This is a genomic window from Chryseobacterium sp. R2ACT005 (assembly GCF_049949215.1).
Classification (GTDB): domain Bacteria; phylum Bacteroidota; class Bacteroidia; order Flavobacteriales; family Weeksellaceae; genus Chryseobacterium.
In genome coordinates this window covers 4,331,106-4,344,831 of record NZ_CP188192.1, presented here as the reverse complement: position 1 = coordinate 4,344,831, position 13,726 = coordinate 4,331,106, and the positions used below count along the sequence as shown (strand labels likewise).

The following is a 13,726-nucleotide window of genomic DNA, read 5'->3' as shown; positions in this document are numbered from 1 at the left end:
AAAGTTTTGTGTATCAAAATAAAAACTGACCGCCCAATTTACTCAGGAGATCATGTGTTTTCTTACTGTTAATTTGTTCCGATCAGCTGTCTTCCCCAGTTTGGTGAACCGGATGAAGCGTTTGATGTTTCGAATTCTTTGACTGCTTTATGATAAAATTTGATAGCTTCTGTCTTATTGCCTTGCTTTTCAGCCATTTCAGCTTTTAAGAAAGAAAGTCTTGGATTGTTCTTTACAGTTGTTTCCGCTTTTGTCATAAAGCTTGTAGCGGTCTTTAGTTCCTTTTGAGGATCTGCAGCTGTTTTTATCCTGATTTTCTGAAAATGGATAAGACCAAGAAGAATATTTACTTCTCCATTATTCTTCTCAGAAGCAAGAGCCTGCATAGCCAGTTTTCTTGCAGTTTCGTTAGATTCTCCAAGAGGACTGTTCGGGCTGTTCTTTAAAAGAAAATTTGTTTTAAGATACAATGCTGCAGCGGCATAATAATTAGCCTGCCATTTTTCTGAAGTTTTAGCCTCTGAAAACTTAGAAAAAAGAGTATCATAGTCGTTTTCTGTTTTTGCATTATTCAGCTGCAAAACAGATTGCTGTAAGGTTTGATCTGAAAAAAATTGGGCATTCATCAGCGAACCTGTGACGAAAAAACTCAAAATTAGTAAAAGTTTATACATAGGGGGATATTTTATAGAGCAAATATAAAAAATTATTAACGTTAAATTAAAGATTTTGAGATATATTTAAAGAAAGTAATATATTGATTTTTAATATTGTATTTTATTTTTTAAGTGAAATTATACAGAGATCGTAAAGATTTTAATGATTTCACTGAATATTTGGGATTTAATCCTTTGAATGATTTTGAAAAAACACCTATAAAAGTAAAATCAGAATAGAAAACGTTCTATTCTGATTTTAAGTATTTCGGATTACGGTTTTTACCGTATAGGATTTGAAATGGATTGATAAATAATAAGTTAATATTGCATTTTTCTTAGTTTAGGATTGGTGCTTCCCACAAGTAAAGCAACAAGAACAGTCATGCATCCTCCAAATACTACAGAGCGTACAACCCCCAGTAATTTAGCCATAACACCACTTTCAAACTGTCCCATTTCATTGCTGGACATAATGAAGATTGAATTTACACTGAGAACACGTCCTCTTATATGGTCTGGTGTCTTTAACTGTACAATGGTACCCCGGATGACCACAGAAATTCCATCAAGCATTCCACTCATCACAAGGAACATGAAAGACAGCCAATACAATTTGGATAAACCAAACCCAATAATACAAAGCCCAAATCCGGTGACAACAACAAGTAGTATTTTCCCCTGATTTTTTCGAAGAGGAACAATGGATAAAATAGTAATGATACACATTGAACCGATATCAGATGCTGCATTCAACAATCCGAAACCTTCAGCCCCTGAATTTAAAATATCAGTAGCAAATACCGGGATCATGGCCACTGCACCCCCAAAAAGTACAGCAAACATATCAAGACACAGTGCTCCCAGAATCTCTTTGGTTTTAAAAATATAAGAAATTCCTTCACGCATACTCTCCACCACATTTACAGTTTCCTTTTTGTACTCCGAATACTGTTTGTGAAGTTGCCAGAAAAACAGTGAAGCAACAAATATTAATGCTAAAATAGCAACCAACGTCCATTTTACGCCTATAAAGCCAATAAGAATACCACCTACCGCATGTCCACACACAGAAGATATAAGGAAAGTAGCCTGGTTCAGAGTAACAGCGTTGGGAAGGTTTTCTTTCTTTACAATTTTAGGAATCATGGAAGGTACAATAGGACCTATGAACGCTCTTGCTATTCCGGTAAAAAAGATGACCCCATAAATATAATAGGTAATCTGATGACCGGTGAAATGCATCTCCACATCAAAAAAGGCAGGAATCAGCAGAAGCCCGATCAGGAAAATATATGTATAATTACAGATGAGAAGCAGTCTCTTTTTCTCATTCATATCAATAACGTGCCCGGCATACAGCGCACAGCTTACAGCAGGAATTACCTCCGATAGCCCGATAAGACCTATTGAAAAAGGATCTTTTGTTAATTGATATACCCACCATCCTAATAAAGTGGCCAGCATTCTGAAAGCTAAAACAATAAAAAATCTCCCGGTAAGAAGATTTCTGAACTCAACATTTTGTAATGTTTGTAACGGGGTAAAGGAAATCATGAACAAAAATAGCCCTAAAAATCTATTTAGGACTATTCATATGTTGATTTTTAAAAGATATATTAAATATATCCTGAAAGATAAAATCTATTTTAGTCTGCTCTTGAAGAACTGATTACGATGGCAGCAACACCCGCAGCCCCAATAATAGTAGCTCCGGCAGCAATTCTTGCCTTTCTTCTGTCTTTTACAGCCGCTACATTTGATTTCGGGATCACTACTTCTGTACTGTCTTTTTTACCCGCTGTACCTACAAGATTGTCACCAACAACGTTTCTGAATAAGATGGTTTGTTTAGGAGAACCGTCTCTCATAGTTACTTTGTATACCTTTCCGGCTTCAAGATTAGAGTAATTGTTTTTTGAAATATCTTCGCTGTATTTTGTAGTAGCACAAGATGTAATAACAAATAAAGATGTTAGTAAAGACGATTTCAACAGTACAGATGCTTTCATTATTTTCTTTTAGTTTTTCAAATTTATAATTTTTTTTGAATATACGTTTTTGGAATTGAAAAAATATGATTAATTTTTGTAAATTTCTAAGAGATCTGCAATGTTTCTGTCATTAGCCAATCTCGGAGTCTTATTTTGGCCACCCAGTTTCCCCTGAGATTTGGCATATTCCTGAAAGGCATTCTTTTTTAAGGTGGTGATATGCAGCTTCTGTAAAATATTCCCGGAAATAAGATCATCATAATACGTATTTCTTGCCCTTAATTGCAAATCCAGTTCATCTCTGAATGTATCTAAATTCTCCGGTTCCTTTTCAAATTCGATCAGCCATTCATGATAAGGAAGTCCTTCGCCAGGATTTACCTGTGGGGCAAGATGGAATTCTGTAATCTGTGCCGGATGTTTTTCAAGAGTAGCTTTCATCGCTTCTTCAACTTCAAAAGCAATCACGTGTTCCCCAAATGCCGAAGTGAAATGTTTGGTCCTGCCACTTACTAGAACTCTGTAAGGATCTTTGCTGATAAACCGCACAACATCTCCGATAGAATACGCCCAAAGTCCGGAATTGGTTGTAAGAATTAAGGCATAATCTTTATGAAGTTCAATTTCTTTTAATGTTAATCTTCTTGCTCCTGGCTTACCATATTCTTCCAAAGGAATAAATTCATAGAAAATTCCATGATGGGTCAATAGCAGAAGACCTTCTTTTGTATAATCATCCTGGAAAGCAAAAAAGCCTTCAGAAGCAGGAAATGTCTGAATAATATCTACTTTTCCACCCAGCAGATCTTCCATTTTATCGCGGTATGGTTCGTAATTGACCCCTCCTGTAACGATAAGCTGTAGGTTTGGGAAAAGCTGTTTGATTTTTTTGCCGTGTCTTTCTGTTAACTTTTCAAAATACATGATCAGCCATGGCGGAATTCCTGAGATCAGGGTCATGTTTTCATGTTCCGTTTCTTCAATGATTTTATCTACTTTGGCTTCCCAGTCTTCCATGATATTGGTTTCCCAGCTTGGCAGACGGTTTTTTTGCAGATAATTAGGAATATGGTGCGCTACAATACCGGATAATCTTCCTGTTTTTATTCCAAAAACTTCCTCCAGTTCAGGACTTCCCTGCAGAAAAATCATTTTTCCGTTCACAAAGTCGGCATTATTCTTTTTACTGATGTAATGAAATAAGGCACTTTGTGCACCGGCAATCTGAAGCGGCATTCCTTCTTTGGAAATAGGAATATATTTTGATCCGGAAGTTGTTCCCGAAGTTTTAGCAAAATATTCAGGGGTTTCTGTCCATAAAATATTGGCCTGTCCTTTTTTTACCCGTTCTATATAAGGTTTAAGATCTTCATAATCTGCTACAGGAACTCTGTCTTGAAAATCTTTCACCGAATGGATGTTTTCAAAATCATGTTCCCTGCCAAAAAGTGTTTTTTGAGCCGTACTGACTAGAGAAAGTAATAAGTCCTCCTGATTTTTCTCTGCATTTTTTTTGAATTCCTCCGCTTTTTGAACATGTTTCTTTGCCCAGATCAGCGCTGCATTTTTCTTGAAGAAGTTTAACATGGGTCAAATTTATAAATAAGTAGAGAATATGGAGTCATTTTTTACGAAGCTTCACATAAAAAAACCGATAGAACTAGTTCCACCGGCTTTTCGAAATTTGATTATGAAAATAACAACTATATGTTAATGTTATGCTTATTTGTTCACCTTATACCTTTTATCAGGAGTACCATCTTTTTTCAGGTGCTTGTTTTCTTTATATCTCTTATCAGGAGTGCCGTCTTTTTTCATTTTGGCAGCCGGTTGTGAAGGCTTCGCAGCTTTTGCATCCATTGCTGGTTTTGCAGCTTTTACTTCTGCAGGTTTAGCGGCTTTCACTGTAGTTTTTACAGGTGGATGAGCCTGAGTGCTTGTAGCGGGAGCAGTCTGCTGAGCAGTTGCAAGTCCTAATCCAAGGATCAATGACATTGCGGATAATAATTTTTTCATAAGAATATTATTGTTTGTTTTTGTTGAATAAAGATATACAAAAAGCAGGCTAGAAAATTTGGATTTTCAACCTTAACTAAAGTTTATTACTGCTTAAAAAAAAATTAAAACAATTCATTTACAATAGAAAAGCCTGTCTTCAGATGAAAACAGGCTTGCAATAATATATAAATAGACAGGAGGTTAGCGCGTACAGTTGGCTGTCCACGTTTTACCGTCCTTTGCGTATAGGATTTTTAACGTATTGTTGTCAATTCTGATATAAGAGGTTGCTGTAGAACCAATCATAACAAGAGTGTGATCTCCTTCCTGATTAAACTCTATTCCGTTAAGATCCGGAATGCTGTTTGAGAAACCGAAATTATACTTGGTACCGCTGGCAATCTTCGTTACAAAAACACTTCCGTTATCTGTGCTTACATTAGTAGATCCGCCATCGTTATAAGAAATACTTCCTTTGTATGTTCCTGCAAAGAACTCATTGTTTACTGGATCATCATCCTTGCTGCACGACGAAAACGATAATGCTGTGAATACCAGCAGCATCATAACTCCTAAGATTTTAATTGCTTTTTTCATAATACTTAAATGTTTGGTTAGGCTTAAAAACCCAAACACTATGCCATGAGGGAATAATTGGTTTTTTTTAACGGGTTATTAAATAAATTTGTAAAAAATTAAGATTTATTAGGCTAAGTCATTCATTTTAAATCCGAAAGTCAGCTGGTTTTTTAATGGAAGAAAAAAATATCCGTACCTTTGTATATCATAAACGGTTTCGGAAAACTCCCGAAATCGCTTTTGTCGTTTATATCAATACTATTTATGCAATTAAAATCCATCAAAGAAAAGTTTCTTCCAGATCTGATGCAGAAAGAGTTCGGGAAAGAAATTTTCACCCAGTTAGAAAACAGCCAGCATATTGCCGTAAAGGGAAGTGCGGGATCTTCAGTTTCTATTTTTGTGGCTGAACTTTTTTTAGTTCAAAAGAAAAATATTCTTTATCTGGTAGATGATAAAGAGGATGCATTGTATGCCAATACTGAAATGGAAGATCTTATTGGCAAAGATATGGTGTTGTATTTTCCAGCCACCCATCTTGAGCCTTATCAGGTAGAAAAAACACAAAATGCCAATCTGGTTCTAAGAACTGAAGTTTTAAATAAAATCAATTCAGGGAGATCTCCGAAAGTTATTGTAGCTTATGCCGGAGCTTTGTCTGAAAAGGTTTTGAAAAAAGAAGATTTTAAAGCCATCTCTCATCATATAAAAGTAGGTGACCAGCTGGACTTCGATTTTGTAGACGAATTGCTCACCCACTACCATTTTCAGCAGGCCGATTTTGTTTCAGAACCGGGAGAATTTTCTGTAAGAGGGGGAATTGTAGATGTATTTTCTTATTCATACGAAAAGCCGTATAGGATTACATTCTTTGGGAATGAAGTGGAAAGCATTAAAACTTTTGATATCGAAACCCAGCTTTCTATAGATAAAGTAAAGGATTTTCAATTGGTTTCCAATATGAATTTCTCTGTGACAGGAAGCAGAGTGTCATTGTTGCAGCTGTTGCCAAACGAAAGTTTTGTAGTTTCTAAAAATGGAATGATAGGAATGCAGAAGATCAGAACGTTCTATGAGAAGTCCCTGGAAAAATATGATACTTTAAGTAAAGATATTGCTCACAGAACTCCTCAGGAACTTTTTATTTCTGATCAGGAGTTTTTATTCGATTATAAAAAATTCAGAACAGTTGATTTTGGTGGGGCAGTAATTGAAGGATTGAAGGAAATTACTGAAGTCAAAATGGAGCAGCTCCCTCAGCCGTCTTTCCATAAAAACTTTGAACTGCTGATTGAAGATATCGAAGAAAAACAGAACAGCGGATTTGATACGTGGATTTCCTTTTCAACAGAAAAACAGAAAGAAAGACTGGAATCTATTTTTGAAGAGCTTGAGCATGAACTTCCTTTTAAGAGCTTTAAATCTGAGCTGCATGAGGGATTTGTAGACAACGGCCACAAGCTTCTTGTTTATACGGACCACCAGATCTTTGACCGTTATCAGAGATATAAGGCGAAGAATACTTTTGCGAAATCGGAACAGCTTACCCTGAAAGATCTGATGTCTTTGAAAATAGGTGACTATATTGCCCATATTGACCACGGGATCGGAAAATTTATGGGGCTGGTAAAAGTAAATAATGATGGTAAGATTCAGGAATGTTTTAAACTGACTTATAAAAACGGAGACTTATTATATGTAAGTATTCACTCTTTGCATAAGATTTCGAAATACAATGGACCGGATGGAAGAGAGATTGTGCTGAGCAAACTTGGTTCTCCAACCTGGAAATCTTTGAAACAAAAAACAAAAGCGAAGGTAAAGCAAATTGCTTTTGATCTTATTCAATTATACGCACAGCGAAAGACGGCAAAAGGTTTTGCTTATACACCGGATTCTTATCTTCAGAATGAACTGGAGGCCAGCTTTATCTACGAGGATACTCCGGATCAGGAAAAAGCAACCGTAGATGTAAAGAAAGATATGGAGGCTGATACGGTTATGGACAGGCTGGTTTGCGGTGATGTAGGTTTCGGTAAAACGGAAGTTGCAATCCGTGCAGCATTTAAGGCGGCCACAGACGGTAAACAGGTTGCAATATTAGTTCCCACAACTATTCTTGCTTTTCAGCACTACAGGAGTTTTAAAGAAAGACTTAAAGATTTTCCTGTAAATGTTGGCTATATAAACCGATTCAGAACAGCGAAGCAAAAATCAGAAACCTTAGATGCTTTAAAGAATGGAAAAGTAGATATTATCATTGGAACCCACCAGTTGGTAAGCAGTTCTGTGAAGTTTAAAGATCTGGGCCTGCTGATTATTGATGAAGAACATAAGTTTGGAGTTTCAGTAAAGGATAAGTTGAAAACACTTAAAAGTAATGTTGATACGCTTACCCTTACAGCGACTCCTATTCCAAGGACTTTACAGTTTTCATTAATGGCGGCAAGGGATTTATCTGTCATCAAAACACCACCACCTAACAGACAGCCTGTAGATACGCAATTGATCGGATTCAATGAAGAGATTCTTCGTGATGCCGTTTCTTATGAGCTTCAGAGGGATGGTCAGGTTTATTTCATTAATAACAGAATAGAAAACCTTAAAGATATTGCCGGACTTATTCAGAGGCTGGTTCCGGATGCAAGAGTGATCACAGGACATGGACAGATGGAAGGAAAGCAGCTGGAGAAGAATGTTCTGGATTTTATGGAAGGAAAATATGATGTTCTAGTGTCCACGACAATTGTAGAAAGTGGTGTGGATGTCCCGAATGCCAATACCATTTTCATCAATGATGCACAGCGGTTTGGAATGGCAGATCTGCATCAGATGAGAGGAAGGGTAGGACGTAGTAACAGAAAGGCATTCTGCTATCTGATCACACCACCTTATGATATGATGACTTCCGATGCCAGAAAACGTCTGGAAGCCATTGAGCAGTTTTCTGATCTGGGAAGTGGTTTCCAGATTGCAATGAAAGACCTTGAAATCCGTGGTGCCGGTGACCTTTTGGGTGCTGAACAAAGTGGTTTCATCAATGAAATGGGGTTTGAAACATATCAGAAACTAATGCAGGAAGCGCTGGAAGAACTGAAAGATGATGCTGACTTTGAAAGTCTGTTTGAAAACGAGGAAGACAGACAAAAGCTCTTCAAATCTGTAAAAGATGTCAATATCGATACTGACCTGGAATTGATGTTACCTGATTTCTATATTTCCAATACCGAAGAAAGATTACTGCTATACCAGAAAATTGCTGAAATTAATAATGAAGTTGATCTTCATCAGTTTGAACTTGAACTGATTGACCGTTTTGGAGCATTGCCGAAAGAAGCCGTCAATCTATTGAAAAGCGTTTCTCTGAAATGGTTAGCCGCAGATATAGGTTTTGAGAAGATTGTTATGAAAAATGGAGTATTCTTAGGATACTTCCCGGGGAATCCTCAGGATAAATTCTACCAGACAGATAGATTCAGACATATTATTAATTATTTAACCCGAAATCCTGCCGAAGCCCAGCTTAAAGAGAAGTCCGGAAAAGAAGGTAATCAGCTGATGATGAGGAAGGAAAAGGTGAAAAATGTGGATGAAGTTAATATATTGTTAAAAGCTATTATTGAACATAATTAAATTATAGGTTTTGTTTTTTGTAAACAAATTTGTAAAAAATGTGAAAAGCGTATAAAATCTTAAATTTTATACGCTTTTTTGTGATTGTTATCATGTTTTTTCTGAGTAATATTCCTTGAGAGGGGAATTAAGCCTGTTTTGAAGGGTCTGATATCACTTTGTTATGACTAAAAATATTCTGTAGATTCCCGTACAGTAAGGGTTTGAGACCTTACTAGATTTTTTTTAAACATAAAAAGTGGAGTTATGTAGAAATAATTCTACTTTTATGTGTGATTAATTCTATGTTGTAATGTGTTTATTTCTATAGGTTTATGGATGTATAACTGGGATTTTTAGGACTTCATTGTGTACCTTTGCAGTCCTTATTATGAAAAAAATTATATATTGCTGCGCAGCTGGACTTCTATCACTCTGCGCTAATGCGCAGGTGGGAATAGGTACTGCAAAACCTAAATCTGTTCTTGATGTGAATGGAAAAACCACCTTAAGAAAAGAACTTAGAGTAGGCGGAACTTCAACTCAGGCTGGAGATGCCGGGTTAAATGGCCAGGTTTTGGTTTCTCAGGGTGAGGGCTTGCCTCCCGTGTGGAAGTCTTTGAACATTTCCTTTATGGAAGAGGGACAGTATAAGTTGATCAACTCTTATCTGTCGTCAGATCAAACAGGTATTATCTCACTTACCAATGGTATTGCTGGTGATGGTATTTACAAAAACAGTGTTGGAGATAATATTACTGATGCTGCTAAAGGAACGTGGAAAAAGATTGATGGACTTACAAATACCTTTACAATCAAAAATGGAAAAAATAGGCTTACCTATCAGTTCCAGACAGGAATCGAAATAAAAGCACCTACATCTACGACGATAGAAAGTGTAAGATTTACCTGTGGTGTTTTCAGAAACGGAACTTTGGTAGCGGTACGTCCGGATAGAGTTGCATCTAATAACAACAGCGGAAAAAATGGTCTTCAGGACTATATCTTTACCCTTAATTATACCGAACAGAATGTTCCCGTTGGAGCTCATACGATTGAGATTGCATGCAGAAAGATTGATACTTCAAATTCTACCTCACAATTTGCCATCGGACGCAATGTACAGGCTTCAAATGGAGCCTCCAGTGCATTTACTTTGGAATCTACAATGAAAATGGACGTTATTGAATACGTGAGCTATAAAACGAACTAATGATGAAAAAACTATTATCAACCCTATTTCTGACCATAGGACTTTTGGGGTCGGCTCAGGTAGGAATAAAAACAGATACTCCAAAAGCAACTCTTGATGTAAACGGAGATTTGAACTTCAGAAATAAAATTGCAGTCCTTAATGCTACTGATAATTCAATTTCTCAGGGAAATAACGACCAATTACTGGTTTCTCAGGGAGAAGGCTATGCCCCAATCTGGAAATCACTTCGTATTCCTGAATATGAGCCTAATAAATTTTATCTGATCTACAACAACTCTTTTTCAGATAAAGTAGGGATTTCATTTACTTCTTCTGATGATTCTTCGGTAGGTTTGGCCTCAAGAGGAGGAACTTTTACCAAAGGAAAAGAGATCAGCAGTCTTACTAATTTTAAAAAAATCAACAATCTTTCACAGGTAATCAGTGTATTCAGTACTCAGAGTAAAGCTTACTTTCAGTTTGAAACGGTTGTACAGGCAGACTTCGGAGGTGCTGGGACTACAGATACCTCAATAGATTATGCCTGTGGGATTTTTGTAGACAATAAACTGGTGAATCTGAGACAGAGAAACTTAAAAGCAATCAGTACTTCATATCCTTTCCTTACCCATACTCAGATTGGTATTGTAGATAATCTTGCGAAAGGAGATCATACAGTAGATGTTGCCTGTACAAGATTGGGTTCTTATGGAGCGGGGAGCAATACCCTTACGATAGGAACCAATGTATACTCTAATATTAATGGCTTTATTTCACAGTCATCCCTTAAAGTAGATGTATATGAAGTTCCAGAAGTGTTTAACACCATTATAAACTAAAGCGGATTATGAAAAAAATATTATTTGTAACATCACTTCTGTTAACTGTTGCAGCTACGGCCCAAGTGGGTATTAATACTCCTAATCCGACTAATATGCTGGATGTAAACGGAGACCTGAATGTTGGAAAAGAATTAAGAACAGGAGGTACAGATGTACTGAGAGGATCTGCCGGAGCAGCAGGTGATATATTTCACAATAACGCAGACCTGACTACAAACGACTGGAAGGCAATAAAAATTGCAGACGGACAAGGAAGTATGTCTGTTTTTTCAATCAATACGGTTGCTGATAAAACAGGAGTTACTTTTGTTGCACCCAATGGGGCTACTACGCCTTATAGCGATGGGGATGCTTTAGCTGGGAACTGGACTGTGCTTCCCGGAGCCGTAGATACATTTTCTGTAACAAATATGGTAAATAAAGCTACATTTTCTTTTCAGACTACTGTTCAAAAAACAGGAACAAGCTCAGCAAGTTTTGCCTGCGGTATTTTTATAGATAACAAACTCAGAGCGGTAAGAACAGATGTTTTATTAGGAGACAGTGGTGCTTACAAGATTTTTAATCTTAATGCTACTCTTACGAATCTGACTCCTAAAAACCAATATAGCGCTAAAGTGGCTTGCATCAAAAGAGCAATCTCAGGAACAACTCTTGGAATAGGAAGAGCTGTTGATGCTACTTATCTTAATAGTGATATGTCACAATCTGTTTTGACAACATCTATACTACAGCCCTATTAATTTTTATGATCATACAATAATTAGAAATCTAAAAACGTTATGTTTTTAGATTTTTTTTGTTTATTAACTCTATTTCTTGTGAATTTGTCCATATAAATTGAAGTGTATTATCGAAAATTGAATTATATTTGGGCAAGCTAAAAAAATTCTATATGGTAAAAAACTATTTTTTAAAAATATTTGCCGGTATTGCTTTTCTTGGGCTGCTGGCAGCATGTACTACTACCTCAGATCCCATAGAATCTATCCCGAATCCGGATGATGGACCGCCGCCTAAAAAGGTTTTAGCAAAGGTGAGTGCTAATAATATTTCCCAGGAAGAATATGTTACGGCAGCAGTAACCGGAGATTTACAGACTACGGTTTCTAAGGATGAATCTGCTCCGGGTGCTTTTTATACGGGAACGGTAACGTATACCAACAAGAATATCACAAAAATTAAATATGTAAGTTCAGCAGCATCCAGTCTTGTTTATGAATTTAATATTGTTCCTGATGCTACAGGTAAAAAGATTTACAACGCCACTTCTACTACAACAGGTGCCACTCCATCAGTTTCTGTTATAAGTGACTATACTTTTACTTATAATCCAACGACGAATAAACTTACTAAGATTCTTGAGAAGAGAAAAGAAGGGGGAATCAGCGCTTATAACAAATTTATAGATTATAGTTTTGTATATACCGGAGATAATGTTATTCAGGTAGTTTCTTCCAAAGGATTATTAGATATCAATGGAAACCCGAATATGGGTACTGCAGTAGTAAGCAAGTACAGCTTTCAGAACTATGATGCTCAGAAAAGCCCTTACTCTACACTTTCACCGGTTTATTTTATAACACGAAGTCTGATAAATCCAGCTCAATTCTATAAAATTTCTCCGAATAATCCTACTTCAATGTTTATAGAATTACCTGCACCAGCGGCTCCGGTAAATACAGCTCAGAGCTATTCTTATGATAATCAAGGGTATGTGGTTGTAGAGAAAAACCAGAATGTTACTTTTACCTATAAAAATTTATAGGAGAGAGATAATTAATAATCTTACCAGAATATAAAATAATCATATAATTTTTAGGCAAAAAAAATTATATTTGTCAAAAAAATAATCAATTACAAGGAAATGAAGCAAATTTTCTATTTTATTTTACTCATTGCAGGGTTCTCCTCGGTACATTCGTGCAAGGACATGCTGGATGAGGATGGAAATCCATTATTGGATCTTAATAATACAGGGGGATTAAGCGGTCCCAGAGCATTATACAGAGAAATTACAGATAAAGATACTATCGCAGAATATCAGTACAGCGGACTTCTTGTGACTAAAGTACTTACAGACAGTGCTTCAGTTACTAATATTATGTACAGTGGTGATAAAATCAGCCAGATTAATTTCAATGGCTTTTTGGATCTTGACGGAAACGGAAAACTAGATAAGGATAGTGTATCATACACTCAATTATTCACTTACGCAAATAACAATAAGCTGCAGACGATTTCTGAAAACCGTTCTATTTTCAGAAGACCTCCGCCTGTACCACCGGCAACTACTCCAGGTCCACAGACATTACTGAAAAAAGAGAAGAGCCTTTACAATATTAAATATAGTACTGCTACAGGGAAGCTGGATTCTATCATTATGAGGAATGGTCCGGATGTAGCAGGAGTGCCGCTTGCTTTCACAGATTACTCTAAAACGGCTTACACATATGTAGGCGATAACGTATCTAAAGTAACAAGAAACTATGGAACAATGACAGGAGGAGCATTCGGTGCTGTTACAGGAAAATATAGCTATGAATACTATGCATATGATGATCAGGTGAGCCCGTTCACATTATTGCCACACGTATATAAGATTTCAAGACTATTATCTACAGTAATCAATGATAAAGAAAGTCTTATTCTATCTCCAAACAACCCTAAGAGATGGTCGGTGACAGATCTTTCGCCACCTATTCCAACTCCAATTGTAAAGAGTACCAATTACGTTTATGATCCTCAGACTTATATGACAAAAGGATACGGCGTTAATTATATCTACAAACCACAATAGAAGACTTTTTTAACAATATTGAAACTCAATCTTTCCTAAGATTGAGTTTT

12 protein-coding genes are annotated in these 13,726 nt (G+C 36.5%); 6 read left to right on the top strand and 6 right to left on the bottom strand.

Annotation, left to right across the window (positions count from 1 at the left end; all coding sequences use genetic code 11):
* Positions 1–68: 68 nt before the first annotated feature.
* From ACPF63_RS19970 to ACPF63_RS19945, 6 genes are all read right to left on the bottom strand, one after another.
* Positions 69–674 carry a tetratricopeptide repeat protein gene (locus ACPF63_RS19970; RefSeq protein ID WP_426481049.1) on the bottom strand — a complete coding sequence of 202 codons (606 nt, stop codon included), beginning with the start codon at positions 672–674 and terminating at the stop codon, positions 69–71.
* A gap of 303 nt (positions 675–977) precedes the next feature.
* Positions 978–2,213 carry an MFS transporter gene (locus ACPF63_RS19965; protein ID WP_077413483.1) on the bottom strand — a complete coding sequence of 412 codons (1,236 nt, stop codon included), beginning with the start codon at positions 2,211–2,213 and terminating at the stop codon, positions 978–980.
* 92 nt (positions 2,214–2,305) lie between these two features.
* The gene (locus tag ACPF63_RS19960; protein WP_047380343.1) at positions 2,306–2,668 is read right to left on the bottom strand and encodes a hypothetical protein; all 363 of its coding nucleotides are present in this window, start codon (positions 2,666–2,668) and stop codon (positions 2,306–2,308) included.
* Positions 2,669–2,737: 69 nt separating this feature from the next.
* Positions 2,738–4,237 (bottom strand): GH3 auxin-responsive promoter family protein, encoded by a 1,500-nt coding sequence (locus ACPF63_RS19955; protein ID WP_426481048.1) that lies wholly within the window; start codon positions 4,235–4,237, stop codon positions 2,738–2,740.
* Positions 4,238–4,372: 135 nt separating this feature from the next.
* A complete protein-coding gene (locus tag ACPF63_RS19950; protein ID WP_426481047.1) occupies positions 4,373–4,666 on the bottom strand; it encodes a hypothetical protein in 294 nt (97 codons plus the stop codon).
* A gap of 183 nt (positions 4,667–4,849) precedes the next feature.
* Entirely contained in the window at positions 4,850–5,245 is a 396-nt protein-coding gene (locus ACPF63_RS19945) for a hypothetical protein (RefSeq protein ID WP_047380349.1), read from the bottom strand.
* Positions 5,246–5,491: 246 nt separating this feature from the next.
* Here ACPF63_RS19945 and mfd point away from each other — a divergent pair, with 246 nt between their 5' ends.
* The 6 genes from mfd to ACPF63_RS19915 all read left to right on the top strand — a co-directional run bounded on the left by mfd (position 5,492) and on the right by ACPF63_RS19915 (position 13,676).
* Positions 5,492–8,860 carry a transcription-repair coupling factor gene (mfd, locus tag ACPF63_RS19940; protein ID WP_426481046.1) on the top strand — a complete coding sequence of 1,123 codons (3,369 nt, stop codon included), beginning with the start codon at positions 5,492–5,494 and terminating at the stop codon, positions 8,858–8,860.
* Positions 8,861–9,230: 370 nt separating this feature from the next.
* The gene (locus tag ACPF63_RS19935; RefSeq protein ID WP_219072075.1) at positions 9,231–10,052 is read left to right on the top strand and encodes a hypothetical protein; all 822 of its coding nucleotides are present in this window, start codon (positions 9,231–9,233) and stop codon (positions 10,050–10,052) included.
* Positions 10,053–10,054: 2 nt separating this feature from the next.
* The gene (locus tag ACPF63_RS19930) at positions 10,055–10,873 is read left to right on the top strand and encodes a hypothetical protein (RefSeq protein ID WP_426481045.1); all 819 of its coding nucleotides are present in this window, start codon (positions 10,055–10,057) and stop codon (positions 10,871–10,873) included.
* Positions 10,874–10,881: 8 nt separating this feature from the next.
* Positions 10,882–11,619: a hypothetical protein gene (locus ACPF63_RS19925; protein WP_426481044.1), complete on the top strand. Its 738-nt coding sequence runs from the start codon at positions 10,882–10,884 to the stop codon at positions 11,617–11,619.
* A 152-nt stretch (positions 11,620–11,771) separates the two neighbouring features.
* Entirely contained in the window at positions 11,772–12,644 is an 873-nt protein-coding gene (locus tag ACPF63_RS19920) for a hypothetical protein (protein ID WP_426481043.1), read from the top strand.
* Positions 12,645–12,743: 99 nt separating this feature from the next.
* Positions 12,744–13,676, top strand: a complete 933-nt coding sequence (locus ACPF63_RS19915; protein ID WP_426481042.1) for a hypothetical protein — start codon at positions 12,744–12,746, stop codon at positions 13,674–13,676.
* Positions 13,677–13,726: the final 50 nt, after the last annotated feature.